This window comes from Streptomyces avicenniae (genome assembly GCF_000719135.1).
Taxonomy (GTDB): domain Bacteria; phylum Actinomycetota; class Actinomycetes; order Streptomycetales; family Streptomycetaceae; genus Streptomyces; species Streptomyces avicenniae.
In genome coordinates, this window is record NZ_JOEK01000017.1 from 36,234 (window position 1) to 59,124 (window position 22,891).

A 22,891-nucleotide genomic window follows, 5' to 3' on the forward strand; every position below is an offset into this window, starting at 1 on the left:
CCCTTCGCTGGCCGTAGGGCCGGTCGTCATGGCCGGTGGCGCTGCTGTTCCAGTGCCATCCGGTAGTGCTCGGCGGTCCCGAGGGCGGCCTGCCGCCAGGTGAAGCGGCGCAGGACCCGTGCGCGGCCCGCGGCGGCCAGGCGGGCGCGCAGGTCGGCGTCGGCCAGCATCCTGGCCAGGGCGGCGGCGAGCGCGCCCGCGTCGCCCGGGGGTACGGCGAGGCAGGTCTCGCCGTCGGGGCCCGCGACCTCGGGGATGGCGCCGCCGGTCGTGGCGACCAGGGGCGTGCCCGCGGCCATGGCCTCGGCGGCCGGGAGGCAGAAGCCCTCGTAGAGGGACGGGACGCAGGCGACCTGCGCGCCGCGTACCAGGTCGGCGAGTTCGCGGTCGCCTATGCCGGTGACGAACTCGACGGCCCCGGCGAGGCCGAAGCGTTCCAGGGCGTCGGCGACGGGCCCGGACCGCGGGTGCTTGCCGACGACGACGAGGTGCGCGTCCGGGTGTTCGGTGCGCAGCTTGGCCAGGGCCTCCACGAGGTGCACGAGCCCCTTGAGCGGCACGTCGGCGCTCGACGTGGTGACGATGCGCCCCGGCACGCGCGGGACGGCCGGGTCTGGGTGGAACACGCGGGTGTCGGCGCCGATGGGCACGACGTGCACGCGTGCGGGCGGCACGGCGAAGTCCTCGACGATCTCGCGGCGGGAGGCGCCCGAGACGGTGAGGACGGTCGGCAGGCGGCGCGCGACGCGCTTCTGCATGCGCGTGAAGCCGTACCAGCGGCGCAGCGAGTAGCGGCGCTTCCACGTCTCGGCGGCGGCCAGTTCGAGGCGGCGGTCCACGGTGATGGGGTGGTGGATCGTCGTGACGAGCGGCAGCCCGGCGCGGCGTGCGCCGCCCAGCAGGCCGTAGGCGAGCGTCTGGTTGTCGTGCACGACGTCGAACTCGGTTCGCCGCGCGAGGAGTTCACGGCGGGCGCGGAGCGCGAAGGTGCGGGGCTCGGGGAAGCCGCCGGTCCACATCGTGGCGACTTCGAGGACGTCGATCCAGTCGCGGTACTCGTCGCGCCCCGGCGTGCGGAACGGGTCGGGCTGCCGGTACAGGTCAAGGCTCGGCAGCTCGCGCAGCGTCACCCCGGGGTCGAGCACGGGGTAGGGCTGGGCGCCGATGACCTCGACGCGGTGGCCCAGCGCGGCCAGTTCACGGGAGAGGTGACGGACGTAGACGCCCTGGCCGCCGGAGAACGGGTTCCCTTTGTAGCTGAGCAGTGCGATCCGGAGGGGGCGGTCCTCACCAGACTCATGGGTCACGCCCGGCCACTCCCAGGGGTCGTTCTCTCCTCAGACACCGCGCACGCGCGGCTACTCGCGGGTATCAACATAGCCTGCGCGGCGCCCCGATGGCCCCGCCCGATCAAGGTGATTCCCACCACGCCGCCCCCCTGCCCCTCCGGCCGCGGGCCGCGCTCAGTGCCGCTGGTGAGGTTGACGGTCCCGCCCTCGTGGACCGTGACGCTGATCGTGCTGTCGCCCGAGCTGTGGCTCGGGCTCGGGCTCGGGGGGGCAGCGCCTCGGTGGTGGTGGGCGGGGCCAGCTCGCCGGAGAAGCCGTCGGGCCCCGCGTGCCGGTTCCGTGAGAGCACGGCGGCGCGGAAGCCCTTGCCGGAGATCATGCCGGTGCCCAGGAGGAGCACGAGCAGCAGGACGAGCAGGGGCCACTGCGCGGCGACGACGAACGCGGCGACGGTCACGGGGACAGTCTGGCCACGCGCCGGGGCCGCGCGGGGCGGAGTGACCGTTCCGTGACAGGTTCCTGATCACGGGGGCCGCCCGTGCCCGGGGCTCGTCGGCGGGCGGCCCGGTGGGGGCCGATAGAGTGACCCCCGCAGTCACCCACGTACGGGAGAAGCCGGTGCGAATCCGGCGCTGACCCGCAACCGTGAGCGGGGCGGCCCCCGGGAGGGCGCGCCGTCCGCGAGCCGGAACGCCCGCGTGGGCCGCACTGGCACCCAGGCCGCCGGAACCACGGCGGTCGGCCCCGTCGAGGAGTACGGCGCAGTGCCCGGTGCCTCGCCGCGCGGCAGGTCCGCGCCCCGGAGGTCAGCCGCGCCGGTCGTCGGCACAGTGAAAGGCTTCCGTGTGTCCATCACCGCGAACCGGCGCCCGGCGCCCCGGACGTACCGGCTGCGCCGCGCAGCCGCCGCCCTGGCGGGGGGCGTGGCGCTGCTGGCCGCCTCCGCGCTGACGACGCCGGGGACGGCGACGGCCGCCGACCAGCTGCCCGACGGGCTCTTCGGGAGCAACGACCCGTCGATGGACGGCGTGTGGCGGCAGTCGATCGCGCTGCTCGCGCAGCACTCGGTCGGGTACACGCCCGCCGAGGAGGCCGTGACGTGGCTGGCGGGCCAGCAGTGCGGGGACGGCTCGTTCCTCGCCTACCGGCCGGTCCCCTCCGAGCCGTGCGAGGACGTGACGGGCGCCGACTCGAACGCGACGGCCCTGGCCGCCCAGGCGCTGGCCGCGCTCGGCGGGCACGACGAGGCGGTGGACGCCGCCCTGGCGTGGCTGGCGGGCGTGCAGAACGCCGACGGCGGCTGGAGCTACACCCCGGGCGGCGCGACGGACGCGAACTCGACGGCCGTCGTCGTCGGCGCGTTCACGGCCGCCGGGCGCGACCCGGCCGAGGTGACGCGCGACGACGCCTCGCCCTGGGACGCGCTGGCCGGGCTCCAGCTCGGCTGCGGCGCCGCGCAGGACGAGCGCGGCGCGTTCGCCTGGCAGCCGGACGAGGGCACGGGCGACCTGACGGGCAACGGCCCGGCGACCGCCGACGCCGTCCTCGCGCTGTACGGCAGCGGGCTGCTCGTCGATCCCGACGTGGAGGCGGCGGCGCCGCTCGAAGCCGCCGAGTGCGGCACGGCGGACGCGGGCGCGGGCGACCCGGCCGACCCGGGGACGGGCGACGGGGACGGCGACGCGGACGGCGACGGCTCGGGCGACGCCATGCCGTCCGACGCCCCCACGGGCGAGGCCGCCGTGCCGTCGCAGGTGACGGCCGCCGCCACCGGCGGCGCGCAGCTCAGCGCGCTCATGGCCGCCGACGGCCAGCACCTCGTCACCACCCTGCCCGGCGCGACCGACGACGAGCAGCCCGACTACGGCAGCACGGTCAAGGCCGTCCTCGCGCTCGCGGCCGGCGGCCACCAGGACGCCGCGCGGGCGCCGCTCGGCTGGCTGACCGAGAACGCGGACGCCTGGCCGGACGTGACGGCGAGCCCGGCCGCGCTCGGCATGCTGATCCTGGCGGCGCACGCGACGGACACCTCGGCGACGGACTTCGGCGGCACCGACCTGGTGGCCGCCCTCGACCGCCTCGGCCCGGCCCCGGACGAGGGCGCGGCGGACGCGGCGGGCGACGACGAGGGCGGCCTGTCGGGCGCCGTGCTGTGGATCGTGGGCGCCGGTCTGGTGATCGGGATCGTGATCGGCGTGCTGATGACGCGCCGCCGGGCGCGGAAGGCCGAGTAGTGCGCGCGCGGACACGCGGGCTGGCCGTCGCGCTGACCGCCGCCGCCGCGCTGGCGTCGCAGGCGGCGCTGGCGGGCGTGGCCTCGGCGGACGACACGGCGTACCGCTACTGGTCGTTCTGGGAGGCGGCCGAGGGCGGCGGCTGGACGTACGCGCAGGAGGGTCCTGGCACGGCGCGGCCGGACGCGGGCGGGCTGATCGGCTTCCGCTTCGCCGTGAGCACCGAGGCGGACGGGCAGGCGCAGCCGCGCGCCGAGGCGGACTTCGCGGCGGTCTGCGCCGACGAGGACCCGGCGGGGCATGTCGCGGTCGTCGTGGACTTCGGCACCGAGGCGGACGCCCCGGCGGGCGAGGAGCCGCCGCAGCCGCGTACGGCCTGCGCGGAGCTGCCGGACGGCGCGACCGCAGCCGAGGCACTGGCGTCGGTCGCGGAGCCGCTGCGCTACGACGCGGGCGCGCTGCTGTGCGGCATCGCGGGCTACCCGGAGACGGGCTGCGGCGAGGCGGTGTCGGCGGACGAGGCTTCAGGCAGTTCCAGCGGTTCCAGCGGTTCCAGCGGTTCAGGCAGTTCGGCCAGGGCCGCCTCCGACGGCGGCAACGGCACGTCCACGGCCTTCGGCGTCGTCGCGGGCATCACCGCCGTCGCCGTGCTGGTGGCCGCCGCGCTGGTGCACGGCCGCCGCCGGGGGGACTGACGGCGGTGTCCGCCGTCCGCGCGCCCCTGGCGACCCGGGGCAACGCGCTCCACGCCGGGGCGTGGTGGCTGTGGGCCCTCGGTCTGGCCACGGCCGCCTCGCGGACGACGAACCCGCTGCTGCTGGCGCTGGTCGTCGCCGTCGCGGGCTACGTGGTGGCGGCGCGCAGGACGGACGCCCCCTGGGCCCGCGCGTTCGGCTTCTACCTGGCGCTCGGCGCGTTCGTCGTCGTCCTGCGGGTCGTCTTCGCGATCGCCCTCGGCTCGCCGATCGGCGGGACGACGCTGCTGGTGACGCTCCCCGAGGTGCCGCTGCCCGACTGGGCGGCCGGGGTGCGGATCGGCGGCCGGGTGATGGCCGAGGGCGTGGTGTTCGCGGCGCTGGACGGGCTGCGGCTGGCGGCGCTGCTGATCTGCCTGGGCGCGGCGAACGCGCTGGCCGATCCGGCGCGGCTGCTCAAGTCCCTGCCGGGGGCGCTGTACGAGATCGGGGTGGCCGTGGTGGTGGCGATGACGTTCGCGCCGCAGCTGGTGTCGGACGTGCTGCGGATGCGCGAGGCGCGGCGGCTGCGGGGGCGCAGGGACCGGGGCGCGCGCTCGTTCCTCCAGGTCGCGCGGCCGGTGCTGGAGGGCGCGTTGGAGCGGTCGGTGGCGCTGGCCGCCGCGATGGACGCGCGCGGGTACGGCCGCACCGCCGCCGTGCCGCCGGGCGTTCGTCGTGCGACGTCCGCGCTGACGCTCGGCGGGCTCGTCGGGGTGTGCGCCGGGAGCTACGGGCTGCTGGCGGCGGAGGGCGCGCTGTACGGGCTGCCGCTGCTGCTCGCGGGGGTGGCTGCGGCGACGGGCGGGCTGCTGCTGGGCGGGCGGCGCGTGGCCCGTACGCGCTACCGGCCCGACCGGTGGGGCGCGCGGGCCTGGCTGGTCGCCGGGTCGGGGGCGCTCGTCGCGGGGGTGATGGCGTACGCGGCCGGGGCGGACGCGGCGGCGCTGAATCCCCCGGCGGTCCCGCTGAGCGTGCCGCACTTCCCGCCGCTGGCGGCGCTCGGCGTGCTGGCCGGGCTGCTGCCCGCGCTCGTCGCGCCGCGCCCGGTGCGGGGGGCGGTGGGCCGGTGATCCGCTTCGAGGACGTGTCGGTGACGTACGCCGACGCCGCCGCGCCCGCGCTGTCGGGCGTGGACCTGACGGTGGAGGAGGGCGAGCTGTGCCTCCTCGTCGGCCCGTCGGGGGTCGGCAAGTCCACGCTGCTGAACGCCGTGTGCGGCCTGGTGCCGCACTTCACCGGCGGCACCCTGCGCGGCAGGGTCACGGTCGCCGGGCGCGACACGCGCACGCACCCGCCGCGTGACCTGGCGGACGTCGTCGGCACGGTCGGGCAGGACCCGCTCGCCCACTTCGTCACCAGCACCGTCGAGGACGAACTCGCCTACGGCATGGAGTCCTTGGGCGTGCCGCGCGACACGATGCGGCGGCGCGTCGAGGAGACCCTCGACCTGCTCGGCCTCGCCGACCTGCGGGACCGACCCCTGGCGACGCTCTCCGGCGGGCAGCGGCAGCGCGTCGCGATCGGCTCGGTGCTGACCCCGCATCCGCGCGTGCTCGTGCTGGACGAGCCGACGTCGGCGCTGGACCCGGCGGCGGCCGAGGAGGTCCTGGCCGTGCTCCAACGGCTGGTGCACGACCTGGGGACGACCGTGCTGATGGCCGAACACCGGCTGGAACGCGTCGTGCAGTACGCGGACCGCGTGCTCCTGCTGCCCGCGCCCGGCGAGCCGCCCGTGCTGGGCGATCCTGCGGCGGTGCTGGCGCGCTCGCCGGTGCGCCCGCCGGTCGTGGCGCTGGCGGGGCTGGCCGGATGGGAGCCGCCGCCGCTGTCCGTGCGGGACGCGCGGCGCCGTGCGGCGGGGCTGCGCGGGCGGCTCGACGGGCTGCGGCCCGCGCCCGCGGCATCGCCGGACGGCGGGGCGGCGCTGCTGGACGTGCGCGGGCTGACGGTGCGGCGTGGGCGCGCCGAGGTGCTGCGCGACGTCGGGCTCGTCGTGCGGCCGGGGGAGACCGTCGCGCTGATGGGCCGCAACGGGGCCGGGAAGACGACGCTGCTGCGCACGCTGATGGGCATGCACGCCCCGGCCGCCGGGTCCGTGACGCTGGCGGACGGCCTCGTCCCGCACCGCGCGGAGCCCGCCGCACTGCTGCGGCACGCGGGCCTCGTCCCGCAGGACCCGCGTGACCTGCTGTACGAGGAGACGGTCGCCGCCGAGTGCGCGGCGGCCGACGCGGACGCGGGCGCGGCCCCCGGCGCGTGCGCCGCGCTGGTCGCGCGGCTGCTGCCCGAGGTGCGGCGCGAGGCGCATCCACGTGACCTGTCGGAAGGGCAGCGGCTGGCGCTGGCGCTCGCCGTGGTCCTCACGGCCGCGCCGCCCGCGCTGCTGCTCGACGAGCCGACGCGCGGGCTCGACTACGCGGCGAAGGAACGCCTCGCGGGCGTGCTGCGGGAGCTGGCGGACGAGGGGCACTGCGTGCTGCTCGCGACGCACGACGTCGAGCTGGCGGCGGACCTGGCGAGCCGCGTGGTGGTGCTGGCGGACGGCGAGGTGGTCGCGGACGGGCCGACGGCCGAGGTCGTCGTGGGGTCGCCCTCGTTCGCCCCGCAGGTGGCGAAGGTGCTGGCGCCGGGGCCGTGGCTGACGGTGGCGCAGGTCGCCGGCGCGCTGCGCGGCGTGGGGGGCGGCGTGCGGGACGACGTACGGGGCGGCGCGTCGTGACGGCGCGGTTCGCGGTCGTCGGCCTCGGGCCGCGCTCGGCCGCCGCGTTGGCGCTGGTGTCGGCGGTGGGGGTCGTGGCGTTCGGCTGGCCGCTGCTTGCCGACCCGGGCTCCGGCCTCGCGCACTCGGCCGACGCGCCCTGGCTGTTCGCGCTGCTGCTGCCGCTGCTGCTCGCCGTGGTCGCGGCGACGCTCGCGGACACGGGCCTCGGCGCGAAGGCCGTCGCGATGCTCGGCGTCCTGGCGGCCGGGGGCGCGGCGCTGCGCCCGCTGGGGGCGGGGGCGGCGGGGCTCCAGCCGATGTTCTTCCTGATGGTGGTCGCGGGGCGGGCGCTCGGGCCGGGGTTCGGCTTCGTGGTGGGCTCGGTGGCGATGTTCGTGTCGGCGCTGCTGACGGGCGGCGTCGGGCCGTGGCTGCCGTTCCAGATGCTGGCGATGGGCTGGGTGGCGATGGGCGCGGGGCTGCTGCCCGGCGGCGACCGGCTGCGCGGGCGGGGCGAGGTGGCGCTGCTGGCGGCGTACGGGGCGGTGTCGTCGCTGGGGTACGGGCTGGTGATGAACCTCCAGGGGTGGCCGTACCTGTTGGGGATGGGCACCGGGGTGTCGTTCGTGCCGGGCGATCCGCTGCCGGAGAACCTGCGGCGCTACGTCGCGTACGTGCTGACGACGTCGCTCGGCTGGGACGTGCCGCGCGCGCTGCTGACGGCGGGGCTGGTGGCGGCCTGCGGCGGGACGGTGCTGCGCGCCCTGCGCCGAGCGACACGACGCGCGGCGTTCGACGTACCGACGCACTTCGCGCCGCCCCCGGACGGCGAACGCCGCGCCGCACGGTCGAAGAGCTGACGGGCCCGGCCCCGAGCAGTACGCGCGGGGCGCGGCGTCACTCCGGGGCGAGCGAGTCCAGCCCCACGTCCCAGGGGAACGTCGTGCTGTCTCCCTGCTTGGGCGGGTGCGGCTCCCCCGGGCCGAAGACCACGCGGACGCCTTGTTCCCGCAGCGTCTCGACGGCGCGCCCGACGGCGGGCTGGGCACCGAGCGCCGTGGACCAGAACGGCATGGCGACCACGGGGACTCCGAGGTGCACGCCCTCGGCGGGCAACCCCAGCGCGACCGTGTCGGTGATCCCGGCCGCCCACTTGCACGCGCTGGTGGTGGTCATCGGCGCCACGAGCATCGCGTCGGCCTTCGGGAGCGCGTCCCGCTGGTGCGGCAGCTTGTACCGGTCGCGCACCGGGTGGCCGGTCAGTTCGGACAGCTCGGGCCGCCGGGGCTCCAGCCAACGGGCGGCGGAGGGGGTGAGGACGAGGCACACGTCCCAGCCCGCCGCTTGTGCCGTGCGCACTCCGACGTCGATGTGACGGGTCGGGCCCGCCGCGCACGCGATGAGGTACAGAACGCTCATGGGCGCAGTCCACCTCGCTCGACCAGCCCGCGCAACTGCCCGCCAACGCCGGAGAACAGGTGACCGATACCGGCGGGATTTTTGGAGAGGGTTGTCGGCCCAGCCCGGCAACGGTTCGAGCGGCCCGCGCCGCCGCACAGGCCCTCGGTGGTACCCGCACATCCCCCGGCGCACCAGCCCTTCCGCGACCGCGCCCCGCCGCCGTCCGGTATGACAGCCGAACACGGACCCCGGCCGATGGACCGGAGGTACCGTTTTCGGTGTCGGGGCAGAAATGGGCACGACTGGTTCGGAGTTCGGCATGCCACTTCCCGCTGACGACCACACAGGCGCACGCATCGCCGACTACCGGAAACTACGTCAGCTCACGCAAGCGGGTCTGGCTCAGCGCGCGTTCGTCTCGCGCGGCACGATTGCGAAGATCGAGGCCGGGCTGTCGCCCGCCACTCCCGCCGTCGTCGCGGCCGTCGCCCGTGCGCTGGAGGTCGAAGTGGCCGTGCTCAACGGCCAGCCCTTCCTTGAGGAGATGCGCCAGGACCAGCTCGATCGCATGATCGCCCCGCTGGCCATCGCCCTGGACATGTACGACCTCGGCCCTGATCTCAGCATCCGACCGCGCCCGCTGTCGGAGGTGTCGGCCGAGGTGGGCGAGCTGTGCAAGGCCGCCTGCGCCACGGAGTACAACAGGACAGGGGACCGGTTGCCCGGTCTGCTCGCCGAACTGACCACCATCATCAGCGGCTTGCCGGAAGGAGCGGAGCGCCGCCGCACCGCCGCACAACTCGCCTGGTGCTACTGGGTGGCCTACGAGTTCGCCTACCGGCTCGGCTTCCAGCATCTCGCCGCGATCGCCCTGGAGCGCATGGGCTACATGGGCGAACAGGCGCAAGATCCCCTGCTGCTGGCCCTCCGGCTCCAACGTCGCTCCAGCATGTTCCTGCGGCGTGGCGACAACCCGATGGCGCTCCGCGTCCTGGATCGCGCGCAACAGCTCGTGGGACAGCACGACGCGCCTCGCTCGGTCCCGGCACTCGCCGTGTCCGGAAGCCTCCATCTCGCCGGGGCGATCGCCTCCGCGCAGGCCAAGAACGGCGAGGACGTTAAGGAGCGGATGAAGGAGGCCCGGGGCGTCGCCGAGCGCATCGGTGACGTGCCGCAGGTGTACTGGGCGTCGTTCGGGCTGACCAGCGTGGCCCACTTCGACGTCGCCACGTCGGTGGAGCTGGGGCGGCTCGGCGAGGCGGTGAAGTTCGCGCGCAAGATGCGGTTCCCTGCGGATCACCCTCGGATGCGGGTCGGCCGCTATCACATCGAACTGGCGAGGGCCTACTCACAGATGGGGCGTGGCGAGTCGGCGCAGAAGGAGCTGTTCAAGGCACGTGAGGCGGCGCCGCAGCAGGCGCGCTATCACCCGCTGATGCGGGAGACGGTGGGGGTACTCGTGCGCCGCTCCCGGTCCGTACCTGGCACGTTGGCATCGTTGGCGGCGTGGGTCGGGGTGTAGAAGCGCCACGAGGACACCCCCTGATGTTCCCGAATACGGGAACACCAGGCCCTTCCCCTTTTGGAAACCTGTGACGGTCGGAACACTGAACGTCACAGGAGACGCCCATGGCGACCACCCCTCCCCTCTCCCTGCCCCACTGGATGCCGCTCGATGGGCGGCTGCGCATAAGGCCGTTGGGGGAGGAGTTCGACGCTGTTCGGGTTCCCGCGCTTCAGGGGCTGTACGTCCTGCCGCGTCTCGCGTTGACGGGGTTGTCGGGGCCGGTGGTGGAGGATCCGGTGCAGCGGGTGTTGCACTGGCTCGTCCCGGTCGGTGCGGCGAACGGCCGGTGGTGGCCGGGCGGTGTCGTGCCGTTGGGCCGCGGGCACGTGCTCGCGATCCCGCCCGCCGACCGCGTCCACGGCCTGTGGGACGGGGACGCCGACGCCGAGGTCCGGTGGCTGACGTTCCGGCCCTCCGGCGACTGCCTGACCGACCCGGACGTCCTGTACGGCGCACTGGTAAGGGTGTTCGGCGAGGTGGGCCATGGCTGACGACCGCTACCGCCCACCGGAGCCCGCGCCCCGCCGCGACCCGAACCCGCACATCACCGTCATCACCGGCCTCGAAGGCCCGCTCTGGCGCCCCGTCCTCTCCCCCCACTCCCGCCAACAGCCGGACCCCGCCACCGAACCCGCCCAGGACGGCACGCACGACGAGGAAGACCCCACGTGACCGCCCGCCCCCTCCCCCGCCGCTGCGCCTACTGCTCGGCGACCGCCGGGGCCCTGGTCGCCGTCGCCAGGACGGGTGGTCCCGTGGTGCACGCGTGCCGCCCGTGCCGGGTCACGTACCGCCTGATGCCGCTGGCCGCCCACCCGGCCGGGTCCTGCGGCGCGCTGCACCACTGGCCCGAGGCCGTCCCGCGCGAGTTGGTCGCCCGCCTGGCCGACCTGGGCGACGCCCCGCAGCTGCGCGCCGTCGCCGACCGGCTGTTCCCCGCCGTCGCCGCCGCGGCGTCCCGCGTCGTGGCCTGCCGGGACCGTGGCGCCGCGACGATAGCCGTGCACGCCGCCGTCCTCGCCCTGTGGGTCGCCGTCAGGGAGGCGGAGTGACCGGCGAAGGCCCGCACGACGGGCCCGTGCAGCTGTTCACCTCCCACCTCTTCCCCGGCGGCGGCGGACGCGACGACACGGCAGCGGCCAGGGAATGGGCGTGGCGGACACTCGACACCTACGGCCTGTCCGCCGCCTGGCCGGTCGCCGACGCGATGATCACGGCCGGGCTGACGCGGCGCCCGTGGTGGCTGTCCCTGCGCGCCGACGAGAGCGGCGTCGTCGTGCAGATCCTGCGCGCACGCGCCGACCGCACCCCCCACCTGCCCGACCCGCTCCCCGGCCTGGCCGACGACGTCCGCCACACCTACGGCACCGCCCGCACACCGGACGGGCTGTGCATGTGGGCCAGCGTCACCACCGGCCCTGCCGCCCCGCCCGGCAGGTGAGCAACCGCCCCGTCACACCGTGGTGTTGGCCTCCAGGACGGCGCGGCTCGCGGCGCCGTAGACGCCCTCCGGGTCGTCCGTGATGCCGTAGGCGGTCTGGAAGCGGGCGACGGCGGCGCGGGTCTCCTCGTCGAAGACCCCGTCCGTCGCGCCGTTGTAGACCCAGCCGAGCTGGAGCAGCCGCATCTGCAGCTCGACGACCTCGGGGCCCTCGTCGCCGAGCTGGAGGACGGGCGGTTCCTCCGGTGTGGTCGGCGGGTCGGGGTCGCCCGGGTCGGGGTCGCCGGGGTCCGGGTCGCCGGGGTCGGGATCGCCCGGGTCCGGGTCGCCCGGATCGGGGTCGCCGGGACCGGTGGGCGGTCCTGGCGACTCGGGCGGCTCCGGCGACTCCGGCGGGTCGGGCGACTCCGAGCCGGGCGGCGGGGACGTCTGCGGCGGCTTCGGCTGCTCGGGCTCGGTCGGGCGCGGCGGCACGGGGATGTGCGGCTGCGCGCCCTCGTGGCCGCTCCTGGGCGGCGGGACGGTGCGCCCGTCCCAGCGCACGTCGCCGTCGCCTTCGCCGTGGCCGTCGGGGTCGCGCGTGGAGTCCTCGCCGCGCCCGGGGGTCTGCGTGGGGTCACGGGGCCGGGGGACCATGGGCGTGTCGGACACGTCCTCGTCGGGGATGGCGAGCGTCGGGCTGGCGGTGTCGCCGCGCAGCGCCTCGTCCGAACGGCCCTGCGCGCCGAGGAACGACGCGGCCAGCGCCGTGGTGCCCACGACGGCGGCGACCGCGCCGCCCGCCGCCGCGGCCATGCGGGTGCGCTGGCGCGGCTTGCGGTGGGTGGCGGGGGCGCGGCGCGGGGCGAGGTGCGCGACCTGTTCGAAGTCGGGTCCTGAGGCGGGCGCGGGGGTGGCGGGGGCCTGCGGCGGCGGTGGCTGAGGCACCGTCATGGCGTGTGACCTGCGCGGCGGGTCCAGCGGGAAGAGGGCGACGTCCGCCGGGTCGGGGCCGTAGCGGGGCGGATCGACGCGGCGGGACAGCGTATGGGTGAGGCAGTCGCAGGACGGGTCCCCCGAGGGCCATACGAGTCGCCCGCAGATCAGGCAGTCGGGCTGGTCGGTCACCGGCGCCTCCCGTCCCCGTCCCCTTGTGATGCCAGCGATTATGCACCACCCCTTTGGGTGACGGGGGGCGGTCGCCGAAGAAGCCGAAGCGGGCGAATGCGGACAAAATGAGAGCAAGGCAAACGAACGAACGAGTGACGCGTCGAACACGAGGAGGCGAGGCCATGGCGGCGGAGTCCTCCACCGGCGCGGACCGGCCGGACGGCGACGGCATCGGCACCGGTGACAGCACCGGAGGCCACGACCACCGCGACCACGGCGGCCCCGACCCCGGCGCCCAGACCCGCGGCACGCTCTACCTGTCGCTGGGCGCGCTGCTCCTCGGCCTCTTCCTCGCCGCGCTCGACCAGACCATCGTCGCGACCGCCCTGCCCACGATCGTCAGCGACCTCGGCGGCCTCGACCACCTCTCGTGGGTGGTCACGGCCTATCTCCTGGCCGCGACGGCGGGCACGCCGCTGTGGGGCAAGCTGGGCGACCAGTACGGGCGCAAGAAGCTCTTCCAGCTGGCCATCGTCATCTTCCTCATCGGCTCGGCCCTGTGCGGGCAGGCGCAGAACATGCCGGAGCTGATCGCCTTCCGCTTCGTCCAGGGCCTGGGGGGCGGCGGGCTGATCGTGCTGTCGATGGCGATCGTCGGGGACCTCGTACCCCCGCGCGACCGGGGTCGGTACCAGGGTCTGTTCGGTGCGACGTTCGGCGCGACGAGCGTGCTCGGGCCGCTGCTCGGCGGCCTGTTCGTGGACAACCTCAGCTGGCGCTGGGTCTTCTACGTCAACCTGCCGGTGGGGGTCGTCGCGCTCGGCGTGATCGCCGCGTTCCTGCACATCCCGGTGCCGCCGCGCCGCCACAGGATCGACTACGCGGGGACGTTCCTGATCGCCGTGGTGGCCGCCAGCCTGGTGGTGGCGACGTCGCTGGGCGGCACGACGTGGGACTGGGGGTCGTGGCAGATCGCGGTCGTGGCGATCATCGGGGCGGTGTGCCTGGTGGCGTTCGTCGCGGTGGAGCGGCGGGCGGCCGAGCCGGTGCTGCCGCCGGAGCTGGCGAGCGTGCGGACGTTCGTGCTGTGCTGCCTGATCGCGTTCGTGATCGGCTGGGCGATGTTCGGGGCGTTCACGTACCTGCCGACGTTCCTCCAGGTCGTGCACGGCGTGTCGCCGACGCTGTCGGGCGTGCACCTGCTGCCGCTCGTCTTCGGGCTGCTGCTGACCTCGACGCTGTCGGGGCAGCTCATCAGCCACACGGGCCGCTGGAAGGTCTACCCGGTGATCGGCACGGCCGTCACCGCCGTGGGGCTGCTGCTGATGAGCACGCTCGACCGGCACAGCGGCAACCTGGAGATGAGCGTCTGGTTCGCCGTCTTCGGCATGGGCATCGGGCTGGTGCTCCAGGTCATCGTGCTGGCGGTGCAGAACGCGGTTCCCTACCGGCAGTTGGGCGTGGCGACGTCGGGGGTCACGTTCTTCCGCTCGATCGGCTCGGCGTTCGGCGTCGCGATCTTCGGCACGATCTTCACCAACCACCTGACGCACAACCTCGACGACGCCCTGCGCGGCGTGCGCCTGCCGCCCGGCGTGACGCCCGGGTCGCTGACGCGCGACCAGCAGGGCGTGGCCCGGTTGCCGGAAGGGGTGCGCACGCGGGTGCTCGGGTCGTACTCCGACGCGATCACCGACGTGTTCCTGTACGCCGTGCCGGTGCTGGTCGTCGCGCACGTCCTGGCCTGGCTGCTGCGCGAGGAGCCGCTGCGCGGGAGCGTGCAGGCGCCGGACGCGAGCGAGACGCTGCCGCCGAACCCGGTGGAGCGGTCCTCGGGCGACGAGTGCGCCCGCGCGCTGTCGCTGCTGGGCAGCCGTGCGGGGCGGCGCGACCTGTACGGGCGCATCGCCGGGCGCGCGGGCCAGGACCTGCTGCCCGCCTCGTGCTGGCTGCTGCTGCGCGTGGACGAGAGCGGGTGGGTGGACCCCGAGCACCTGGCGGAACGGGCCTCGCTGCCGCTCGGCGCGGTGTCGGACGCGGCGCGGCAGTTGGAGGAGCGCCATCTCACCTGGCGCGACGGCACCTTCCTCATCACGACGGAGCGGGGCCGCGCGGTGGCGGCGGGGCTGGCCCGCGCGCGGGAGGAGGAGCTGGCGGCGCTGCTGGGCGACTGGTGGAACGCCGACCGCCCGCGCGACCTGACGGACCTGGTCGTGCAGCTCAGCGCGGAGCGCGGCCACGAGGCGCGGTGGGAACAGCCGCGGAAAGGCTGACGGGGGCGGGGCGGGCCGGACTGAACGCGCGGTGAACGGTCGCGGAAGAGGGCGCCGGGGGGCTGGCCAAACCACCCCCGATTTTTGTACCGTGGGCAAACAAAGTGGTTCCGCCCGCTTCCCCGACCAGTTTCGGGCGGGGCCACTGGCTTTCCTGCCGCGCCCCCGCCGTCCGTCTGGAGCCCGCCGCCATGCGCACCGCCCGCCTGCACGCCCGCGCGCTCCTGCTGGACATGGACGGGACGCTCGTGGACTCAGAGGCCGTCGTGCGCCGCGTGTGGGGCGCGTGGGCCGCGGAGCACGGCGTGGACGCCGAGGAGCTGTTCGCCGTCGTCCACGGGCGGCAGGCGTGGGCGACCATGGCCGTGGTGCTGCCCGACCGCCCGGTGGAACAGAACCTCGCCGACGGCCGCCTCCTGCTCGCCCAGGAGACGGCGGACCTGGCGGGCGTCGTCCCCGTGCCGGGCGCCCCGGAGTTCATGGCGGCGATCCGGGACGTGCCGCACGCCCTGGTCACCTCGGCCGACCTGAAGCTGGCGAAGGCCCGGATGGGCGCGACGGGGCTGCGGCTGCCCGACGTGCTGGTCACGGCGGAGTCGGTGAGCGCGAGCAAGCCGGACCCGGAGGGCTTCCTCAAAGCGGCGGCGGAGCTGGGCGTGGACCCGGCGGACTGCGTCGTCCTTGAGGACGCGGGCGCGGGCATAGCGGCGGGCCGTGCGGCCGGGATGCGGGTGCTCGGCGTCGGGCGGCGCGCGGCGGAGCACCGGCCGACCGCGCGCGTGGACACGCTGGAGCGGGTCCGCGTCGAGCCGGCCCCGGGCGGCGGCATCGTGCTGATCGCCGACGAGTCCTGACCCGCGCGGCTGCCTGACCCGCCCGCCCCCGCCCGTCCGGCACTGTCGGACCCCCGTGACACACTGCGCCGCGTGACGCCGGATCTCGACCACCTCCGCGCCCTGCTGGACTCGCTCACGCCCGCCGGGCCGCCCCGCGCCGGGGCGGCGGAGGCCGACGTCGTGGCCGCCGAGGCGGTGGTGGGGCCGCTGCCGCGCTCGTACCGCTGGTGGCTGCGCGCGTACGGCGCGGGGACGGTGTGCCGCGCGGAGGTCGCGACCGTCGTCCCGCCCCCGTACGCCGACGCGGCGGAGTCCGTCACCGCGCCCTGGCGGCGGGAGGCGGGCGGCCTGCTGCGCTTCGCGTCCGAGCCCGACTGCGGGGACGACTTCCTGTTCGCCGCCCCCTCCCCCGGCGGCGAACGCGCCGTCCTGCGGCGCGACCACCTCGGCGGCGGCGGCCTGGAGCCGTACGCTGACTCGTTCGCGGGCTTCGCCGCCGTGCGCGCCGCCGAGGCCGCCGGTCTGCGCGACGGGCCGGTCCCGGCCGTGGCCCGCCTGTGGCGCACGACGCCGGGGCTGTCCCTGCCCGACGGCCTGACGCTCCACGGGCCGCACGACCTCCCCGAGCGCAACGCGACGTACGAGGTGGCCAGGTACGCGCCCGGCTGGGTCCTGGTCGGCGACGACAGCGGCGGCTCCGGCCTGTTCATGCGCCGCCACGGCCGCGACCGGGAGTCCGTCCACCTCCTGGGCCTCGGCGCCGTCGGCCCCGACGTGGCGCGGGACGGCGCCCTCCTCACCGGCGACCTGATCGGCTGGCTGGAGGCCGGGGCGCCGCGCCCCTGAGACGGCGCCGCGGGCCGGTGGCCGCGCCGGACGATTGACAGATTGCGACATCACAACTGATGCTTTCATCAATCACGGTGGTGAGGGTGCCGCCCGGACGCCGGACGCCGCGCGGCCCGCCCCGCCGCCGCCCGCCCTCTTGTCCGTCCCCGCCCGCCCCGGCCCCGCAAGGCACGGCGCGCCGGGCCGGACGCAGGAGCCAGCCATGAGCAGAGCCGTAGTGCGCACCGCCGAGGGATGGTGGGTCCAGCGCGCGGACCACCGGATACGCCGCGTCCCGACCGACGCCGCGACCACCGCGGAACTCCTCGCCGACCGCGCGGCCGTCGAGCGCGCCGCCGACGCCGCCGACGGCGAGGGGTGGGAGGACCCGTCGGGGCACACGCTGCTGTCCCCGGTGACGACGCCCTGCCGCGTCGTGGCGCAGATGGTCAACTACCGCTCGCACGCGGTCGATTCCGGCTTCGACCCGGACACCGTGCCCACCGCCTTCTTCCGCAAGGCGTCCGGCTCGGTCACGGGCCCCGAGGCCGAGATCGTGCGGCCCGCACACGTGCGGCTGCTGGACCACGAGGTCGAGCTGGGGCTCGTCCTCGGCGCCCCGCTGCCGCTGGGCACCGACGTCACGACGGCGACGCTGCCCCGCTACGTCGCCGCGCTGGTCGTGGCCAACGACATCAGCGCCCGGGACGTGCAGCTCCCGAAGACGCAGTTCTACGAGAGCAAGTCCTACCCTACGTTCACGCCCCTCGGCCCCCGGCTGCTGCTGGTCGGCCCGGAGGAGCTGGCGTCCCTGGAGCGGCTGCGGCTGGTCTGCGCGGTCAACGGGGACGTGCGCCAGGACAGCACCGTCGCGGACATGATCACCAGGCCGGACGCGGCCCTCACCGCGCTGGCGCGCTTCCAGGCCATGGCGCCGGGCGACGTCCTCCTCACCGGCACGCCGGGCGGGACGGCGCTGCGCTCGCCGGGACGCCTCGCGGAACTCGTCGGCTCGCTGCTGCCCGCCCGCCGCAAGTGGGAGATCTTCTTCGCCCGACAGGCGCGGAACCCCGCCTACCTGAAGCCGGGCGACGTCGTCACCAGCGGCATCAGCAGCCGCGACGACGGCCTCGACCTGGGCACCCAGCGCACCCCGGTGCGCGCCGCCACCCCGCAGGAGGCGCAGGCATGACCACCCCCGACGCCCTCCTGTGGCCCGAGTCCTACGCGCGCCCCGCCGACCTGGCGGCCATCGAGGCCGTCCCGCTGAGCGCACGCGGCCTGCCGCCGTCCACGTACGCCGCGCTCGACCGCGCCGCCCGCCTGTGGCCCGACCGCACGGCGCTGACGGTCCTGCCGAGCGCCGAGGCGTGGCGTGACGGCTCCGCCTGGACGTTCGCCCGGCTGCGCGGCGCCGTCCACCGCATCGCCCAGGTGTTCCACGCCCACGGCGCGCGCCGCACCACGCCCATCGGCCTGCTCTCCCCCAACACCGAGCTGCTGCCCGCCGCGCTGCTCGCCGCCCAGGCGATCGGGATCGCGGCGCCCGTCAACCCCCGGCTGCCCGCCGCGCAGGTCGCCGCGCTGCTGGGCCTGCCGGGCACCCGCGTGCTGGTCGCGGCGGGCCCCGAGCTGGACGCGGAGGTCTGGGAGACGGCGCGCGAGGTGGCCGCCCTGCTGCGCCTCGACGCCCTGTTCGCGCTGCGCCCCACGGGCGCCACCGGCGCCGGGCCCGCCCTCACCGGCCCGGAGGGGACGGCGGTCGCCTACCTGGACGAGGCGGCGCACGGCCGTCCCGACGCGCTCCCCGCGCCCCCGCCGGACGCGTCCGACCTCGCCGCCGTCTTCCACACGGGCGGCACCACCGGCGCCCCCCGGCTCGCGGCGCACACGCACGCGAACGAGGTCGTCAACGCCTGGAGCGTCGCCGCCGACACCCTCCTCGACGAGGACGGCGTCCTGTTCGCCGGGCTGCCGCTCTTCCACGTGAACGCCCTGGTCGTCACGCTGCTCGGGCCGCTCCTGCGCGGCCAGCACGTCGTGTGGACGGGCCCGCTCGGCTACCGCGAGCCGTCGCTGTACGCGGAGATCTGGCGGATCGTGGAACACTTCCGCGTCGCGACGCTGTCCTCCGTCCCCACCGTCTACGCGATCCTCGCCCAGTGCCCGGTGGACGCGGACATCGGCTCGCTGCGCTTCGCCGTGGTCGGCGCCGCGCCGCTGCCGCCCGCCGTGCGTGCCGCGTTCACCGCGCACACCGGCGTCGAGCTGTGCGAGGGCTACGGGCTGACGGAGGCGACGTGCGCCACGGCCAGGAGCTTCACGGGCGACGGGTACCGCGCGGGCGCCGTCGGCCAGCGGCTGCCGTACCAGCGGGTACGGGCCCTCGCGGCGGGCGAGGACGGCGGACCGGGCGTGCTCGCCGTCCAGGGCCCCGCCGTCTTCCCCGGCTACGTCACGGGCCACGGCCCCGGCGGGCCGCTGCTCGACCCGGGCGAGGCGGTGCGCGACGGCTGGCTCGTCACCGGCGACCTCGCCCGCGTGGACGGCGACGGCTTCGTCCACCTCGCCGGGCGCGCCAGGGACGTCATCATCCGCGGCGGCCACAACCTGGACCCGGCCGTGATCGAGGACGCGCTGCTGACGCACCCGGACGTCACCGGGGCGAGCGCCGTCGGCCGCCCCGACGCGCACGCGGGCGAGGTGCCCGTCGCGTACGTCACCCTCGTGCCAGGGGCCGCCGTCACGCCCGACGGGCTCGCCGCCCACGCCCGCGCGGCCCTCGGCGAGGGCGCGGCGGTGCCCGCCGGGGTGACCGTCCTGGACGCCCTGCCGCTCACCGACGTCGGGAAGCCGACGAAGGTGCCGCTGCGGCTGCTCGCGCTGCGGGACGCCGTGCTCGCCGAGCTGGCCGACACCGGCTTCCCGGTGCCCGCCGAGCAGGTCGTCTGCGCGCCGGACGGCGGACGGCTCACCGCGACCGTGCCGCGTCCGCCGAGCGACGCGACGGCCGATCGCGTCCGCGCCGCCCTCGACCGCCACACCTTCGCCTGGCACTTCGCCGCGCCCACCCCCCGGGAAGCACCATGACCACCCCCGCCGAACGCCCGGCGCACGACCCGCACCACGGCCTGCACAGCGAGGAGGGCGCGCGCCGCGGCGAGCACCCGGGCCGCGACCCGCGGGCCGTCATCAAGGTGACCGACCTGGCGTGGCTCGAATTCGTGAAGCCCGACCTCGCCCGCGCCGAGACGTTCGCCCGCGACTTCGGCTTCACCGTGGCCGCCCGCACGCCCGACGCGCTCCACCTGCGCGGGACGCTGCCCGGCCCGCACTGCCTCGTCATCCGCAAGGGCCCGGCGTCGCACTTCCTCGGCCCGGCGTTCCTGGCCGCCGACCGCGCCGACCTCGACCGGCTCGCGCGCGCCACCGGGCGTGCCGTGCGGCCCCTGGAGGAGTACGGCGGCGGCCACGGCGTCGATCTCCTCGACCCGTCGGGGCTGCCCGTGCGCGTGGTGCACGGTGTCGCCGAGCAGCCCGCGCTGCCGCCGCAGCGGCCCCTCGTCCTCAACAGCGGAGCGCGCGCCGCGCGGATCAACGCGCCGCAGCGCCCGCCGCTCGAACCGGCACGCGTGGAACGGCTCGGCCATGTCGTGCTGGCGACAAGGGTGTTCGCCCGCGCGCTGGACTGGTACCTGCGCCATCTCGGCCTGATCGTCAGCGACTTCCTCTACCTCGACGGGCAGCGCGGGCGCGGCCCGTCGATGGCGTTCATCCGCTGCGACCGGGGCACGCTGCCCGCCGACCACCACACCCTGGCCATGCACCTCGGCCCCGACCCCGGCTACGTCCACTCCGCCTACCAGGTGGCCGACCTCGACGCGCTGGCCGCGGGCGGCACGTATCTCGCCAGCCGCGGCTACCGCCGCTCGTGGGGCATCGGGCGCCACATCCAGGGCAGCCAGATCTTCGACTACTGGCGCGACCCGGACCGGCTGCTGGTCGAGCACTTCACGGACGGCGACCTGTTCGACCACACCGTCGCGCCCGGCTGGGCGGCCATGTCCGCGTCCGGCCTCGCCCAGTGGGGGCCGCCCGCGACCCGCGACTTCCTCGGCACGTCGCCGTCGCCCGCGCTGCTGCGGACCGTGGCGCGCGCCCTGCGGGAGGAGAACGAACTGGACGTCCCGCGCCTGGCCGCGCTCATGAAGGCGATGGCCTCGTGACGGCGCCGGGACGCGAGCCGGTCGCCGTGATCGGCGCGGGGCCGGTGGGCCTGACGGCCGCGCTGCTGCTGGCACGGCACGGCGTCGCGTGCGACGTCTTCGAGCGGCACGCGACGCCCTGGGCCCTGCCGCGCGCGGTGCACCTGGACGACGAGGTGGTGCGCGTCCTCCAGGCCGCCGGTGCGCACGAGGAGTTCCTCGCCCTCAGCCGCCCGGCGCTCGGCATGCAGCTGATCGACGGGCGCCACCGCGTCCTGGCGCGCTTCCCGCGCGACAGCCCGCTCGGGGACCACGGCTTCCCGCAGGCCAACATGTTCGACCAGCCCGACCTGGAACGCCTGCTGCGCGCCCACCTGGCGCGGCAGCCCGGCGTCCGCCTGCACGCGCCGGTCGAGGTCACCGGGCTGACCCTGCCGCCGCCGGGCAGCGGCCTGCCCGTTCGGGTCCGGCTGCGGGACGGCGGCGGGGAGCGGACGTTCGCCGCCTCGGCCGTCCTCGGCTGCGACGGGGCGGCGAGCCTGACCCGCGAGGCCGTCGGCGCCCGCAACCGCGACCTCGGCGGGGCGCAACGCTGGCTCGTCGTGGACGTCCGCTGCGCGCGGCCCCTGCCCGCCTGGGACGGCGTGCACCAGATCTGCGACCCGGCCGCGCCGGGCACGTACATGCGGATCGGCCCCGACCGCTACCGCTGGGAGTTCCGCCTCGGCGCCGGGGCGGCCGACGCCGCGCTCGCCGACCCGGCGCGGCTGAGCGCCCTGCTCGCGCCCTGGACCGGCTCCGTCCCGGCGCGGGAGATCGAGGTGCTGCGCACGGCCGCGTACACCTTCCACGCGCGCGTCGCCGACCGGTGGCGGCGCGGGCGGGTCTTCCTGCTCGGCGACGCCGCGCACCTCACCCCGCCGTTCATCGGCCAGGGACTCGGCGCCGGGCTGCGCGACGCCCGGAACCTCACGTGGAAGCTGGCCCGCGTCCTGGACGGCGCCGCGCCCGAGCAGCTGCTCGACACGTACGAGGCCGAGCGCCGTCCGCACGCGACGCGGCTCGTGCGCACCGCCGTGCTCGTCGGCCACGCCATGACGAACGGGCATCCGGCCACCGCCCTGGCCCGTACGGCGGCCCTCCGCGTCGGGCGCCGCAGCGGCGCGCTGTCCCGGCTGGCCCTGGCGAACCTCAGCCCGCCCCTGACGGACGGCACCCTCACGGCGCACCGGCCCGCCGTCGGCCGGGGGGCGCGGCCCGGCGACCTGTGCCCGCAGCCGTACGTCCTCACGCAGGACGGGAGCCGCGTGCTGCTGGACGAGGTGCTGGGGGACGGCTTCTCGCTGCTCACCTGCCGACCGCCCGCGCCGCGTCTGCTGGCGCTCGCGCGGACGCTCCCGGCGCGCGTCGTGTCGCTGTCGCCCGGGGCGACGGCGGCCGGGCCCGTGGTCGCCGAGCCGGACGGGCGGCTCGCCGCCTGGCTGGGCGGCGGCGCCGTGCTGCTGCGCCCGGACAGGGTGGTGCTGGCGGCCGAGCGGGGGCGCGAGGCGATCGCCGCGTCGGCGGCCGGCTGGGCGGCCCTGACGACGGCGGACGCGGGCACGGACGCGGGCGGGCGTCCGCCCGGTTCCGGCGGCTCATAGAATCGGCCGCATGCCCCAGCCCGCCACCGAGCCCGCCAACCGCTTCGAGCGCCGCAGGGCCAGGACACGGCAGGCGCTCGTCGCCGCGGCCCGCGGCATCCTCGCCGAGCAGGGCGGCACGGACGTCAGCATCCAGGAGATCGCGGACCGCGCGGACGTCGGCTTCGGCACCTTCTACAACCACTTCGAGACGAAGACCGCCCTCTTCGACGCCGCCGTCGCGGACGCGCTGGAGGAGTACGGGCGGCTGCTCGACACCGTGACCGAGGGCATCGCCGACCCGGCCGAGACGGTCGCCACCGGCGTCCGGCTGACGCTGCGCCTGGCGGCCACCCACCCGGAGATCACGCAGATCCTGCGCTACCGCGGGCTCCAGCACATCCACGCAGGGACCGGGCTCGGCCCGCGCGCCCTGCGCGACCTCCGGGCGGGCGCGGCGTCAGGCCGCTTCGCCGTCGAGGACCCGCGGCTCGCGCTGGGGGCGGTCGGGGGCTCGATCCTCGGCATGCTCCAGCTCCACACGCTGGAGGCCCTGGACGCGGCGGCCGGGGAGCGGATGGCTGAGCTGGTCCTGCGCATGCTCGGACTGCCCGCGGACGAGGCGCACGACGTCGCCCGGCGCCCGCTGCCCCCGCTCCCCTGACCCG

General features: G+C 76.3%; 21 protein-coding genes. 18 read left to right on the plus strand and 3 right to left on the minus strand.

What is annotated here, in order from left to right; all coding sequences use genetic code 11:
• Positions 1-26: 26 nt before the first annotated feature.
• A complete protein-coding gene (locus tag IF27_RS25630; RefSeq protein WP_052852159.1) occupies positions 27-1,307 on the minus strand; it encodes a glycosyltransferase family 4 protein in 1,281 nt (426 codons plus the stop codon).
• An 827-nt stretch (positions 1,308-2,134) separates the two neighbouring features.
• On the opposite strand from IF27_RS25630, the gene IF27_RS25635 reads away from it, so the two are divergent.
• From IF27_RS25635 to IF27_RS25655, 5 genes are read left to right on the plus strand one after another with little or no spacing between them, the layout of a single operon-like run.
• The gene (locus IF27_RS25635; protein ID WP_052852160.1) at positions 2,135-3,523 is read left to right on the plus strand and encodes a hypothetical protein; all 1,389 of its coding nucleotides are present in this window, start codon (positions 2,135-2,137) and stop codon (positions 3,521-3,523) included.
• Positions 3,523-4,218 carry an SCO2322 family protein gene (locus tag IF27_RS25640; RefSeq protein WP_110946244.1) on the plus strand — a complete coding sequence of 232 codons (696 nt, stop codon included), beginning with the start codon at positions 3,523-3,525 and terminating at the stop codon, positions 4,216-4,218. The genes IF27_RS25635 and IF27_RS25640 overlap by 1 nt, the downstream gene beginning before the upstream one ends.
• Positions 4,215-5,330 carry a CbiQ family ECF transporter T component gene (locus IF27_RS25645; RefSeq protein WP_052852385.1) on the plus strand — a complete coding sequence of 372 codons (1,116 nt, stop codon included), beginning with the start codon at positions 4,215-4,217 and terminating at the stop codon, positions 5,328-5,330. The genes IF27_RS25640 and IF27_RS25645 overlap by 4 nt, the downstream gene beginning before the upstream one ends.
• Complete coding sequence (locus IF27_RS25650; RefSeq protein ID WP_052852161.1) at positions 5,327-6,979, plus strand: ABC transporter ATP-binding protein; 1,653 nt, start codon at positions 5,327-5,329, stop codon at positions 6,977-6,979. The genes IF27_RS25645 and IF27_RS25650 overlap by 4 nt, the downstream gene beginning before the upstream one ends.
• Complete coding sequence (locus IF27_RS25655; RefSeq protein WP_052852162.1) at positions 6,976-7,821, plus strand: ECF transporter S component; 846 nt, start codon at positions 6,976-6,978, stop codon at positions 7,819-7,821. Before IF27_RS25650 ends, IF27_RS25655 begins: the two co-directional genes overlap by 4 nt.
• 37 nt (positions 7,822-7,858) lie before the next feature.
• Here IF27_RS25655 and IF27_RS25660 read toward each other — a convergent pair whose 3' ends face one another.
• On the minus strand, positions 7,859-8,380 hold the full coding sequence (locus IF27_RS25660) for a flavoprotein (RefSeq protein WP_052852163.1): 522 nt from the start codon (positions 8,378-8,380) through the stop codon (positions 7,859-7,861).
• 301 nt (positions 8,381-8,681) lie between these two features.
• Here IF27_RS25660 and IF27_RS25665 point away from each other — a divergent pair, with 301 nt between their 5' ends.
• The 5 genes from IF27_RS25665 (at position 8,682) to IF27_RS25685 (ending at position 11,370) form a co-directional block, all read left to right on the plus strand.
• Complete coding sequence (locus IF27_RS25665; RefSeq protein WP_052852386.1) at positions 8,682-9,884, plus strand: helix-turn-helix domain-containing protein; 1,203 nt, start codon at positions 8,682-8,684, stop codon at positions 9,882-9,884.
• A gap of 107 nt (positions 9,885-9,991) precedes the next feature.
• Entirely contained in the window at positions 9,992-10,420 is a 429-nt protein-coding gene (locus IF27_RS25670; RefSeq protein WP_052852164.1) for a hypothetical protein, read from the plus strand.
• Positions 10,413-10,601: a hypothetical protein gene (locus IF27_RS25675; protein WP_052852165.1), complete on the plus strand. Its 189-nt coding sequence runs from the start codon at positions 10,413-10,415 to the stop codon at positions 10,599-10,601. Before IF27_RS25670 ends, IF27_RS25675 begins: the two co-directional genes overlap by 8 nt.
• A complete protein-coding gene (locus IF27_RS25680; RefSeq protein WP_052852166.1) occupies positions 10,598-10,981 on the plus strand; it encodes a hypothetical protein in 384 nt (127 codons plus the stop codon). The genes IF27_RS25675 and IF27_RS25680 overlap by 4 nt, the downstream gene beginning before the upstream one ends.
• The gene (locus tag IF27_RS25685) at positions 10,978-11,370 is read left to right on the plus strand and encodes a hypothetical protein (RefSeq protein ID WP_052852167.1); all 393 of its coding nucleotides are present in this window, start codon (positions 10,978-10,980) and stop codon (positions 11,368-11,370) included. The genes IF27_RS25680 and IF27_RS25685 overlap by 4 nt, the downstream gene beginning before the upstream one ends.
• A gap of 12 nt (positions 11,371-11,382) precedes the next feature.
• On the opposite strand, the gene IF27_RS25690 is transcribed toward IF27_RS25685, so the two are convergent.
• Positions 11,383-12,477, minus strand: a complete 1,095-nt coding sequence (locus IF27_RS25690; RefSeq protein ID WP_052852168.1) for a peptidoglycan-binding domain-containing protein — start codon at positions 12,475-12,477, stop codon at positions 11,383-11,385.
• Between the two features lie 164 nt (positions 12,478-12,641).
• Between IF27_RS25690 and IF27_RS25695 the strand changes: the two genes are divergently transcribed.
• The 8 genes from IF27_RS25695 (at position 12,642) to IF27_RS25730 (ending at position 22,887) form a co-directional block, all read left to right on the plus strand.
• Complete coding sequence (locus IF27_RS25695; RefSeq protein WP_110946245.1) at positions 12,642-14,732, plus strand: MDR family MFS transporter; 2,091 nt, start codon at positions 12,642-12,644, stop codon at positions 14,730-14,732.
• Positions 14,733-14,923: 191 nt separating this feature from the next.
• On the plus strand, positions 14,924-15,586 hold the full coding sequence (locus IF27_RS25700) for an HAD-IA family hydrolase (RefSeq protein WP_052852169.1): 663 nt from the start codon (positions 14,924-14,926) through the stop codon (positions 15,584-15,586).
• 72 nt (positions 15,587-15,658) lie between these two features.
• Positions 15,659-16,414 (plus strand): SMI1/KNR4 family protein, encoded by a 756-nt coding sequence (locus IF27_RS25705; protein ID WP_052852170.1) that lies wholly within the window; start codon positions 15,659-15,661, stop codon positions 16,412-16,414.
• Between the two features lie 205 nt (positions 16,415-16,619).
• Positions 16,620-17,588, plus strand: coding sequence for a fumarylacetoacetate hydrolase family protein (locus tag IF27_RS25710; RefSeq protein WP_052852171.1), 969 nt, complete (start codon positions 16,620-16,622; stop codon positions 17,586-17,588).
• Positions 17,585-19,486 (plus strand): acyl-CoA synthetase, encoded by a 1,902-nt coding sequence (locus IF27_RS25715; RefSeq protein ID WP_052852172.1) that lies wholly within the window; start codon positions 17,585-17,587, stop codon positions 19,484-19,486. Before IF27_RS25710 ends, IF27_RS25715 begins: the two co-directional genes overlap by 4 nt.
• Complete coding sequence (locus IF27_RS25720) at positions 19,483-20,622, plus strand: VOC family protein (RefSeq protein WP_052852173.1); 1,140 nt, start codon at positions 19,483-19,485, stop codon at positions 20,620-20,622. The genes IF27_RS25715 and IF27_RS25720 overlap by 4 nt, the downstream gene beginning before the upstream one ends.
• Positions 20,619-22,244: a bifunctional 3-(3-hydroxy-phenyl)propionate/3-hydroxycinnamic acid hydroxylase MhpA gene (gene mhpA, locus IF27_RS25725; protein WP_052852174.1), complete on the plus strand. Its 1,626-nt coding sequence runs from the start codon at positions 20,619-20,621 to the stop codon at positions 22,242-22,244. The genes IF27_RS25720 and mhpA overlap by 4 nt, the downstream gene beginning before the upstream one ends.
• Positions 22,245-22,254: 10 nt before the next feature.
• Entirely contained in the window at positions 22,255-22,887 is a 633-nt protein-coding gene (locus IF27_RS25730; protein ID WP_052852175.1) for a TetR/AcrR family transcriptional regulator, read from the plus strand.
• The last annotated feature ends 4 nt before the right edge of the window (positions 22,888-22,891 follow it).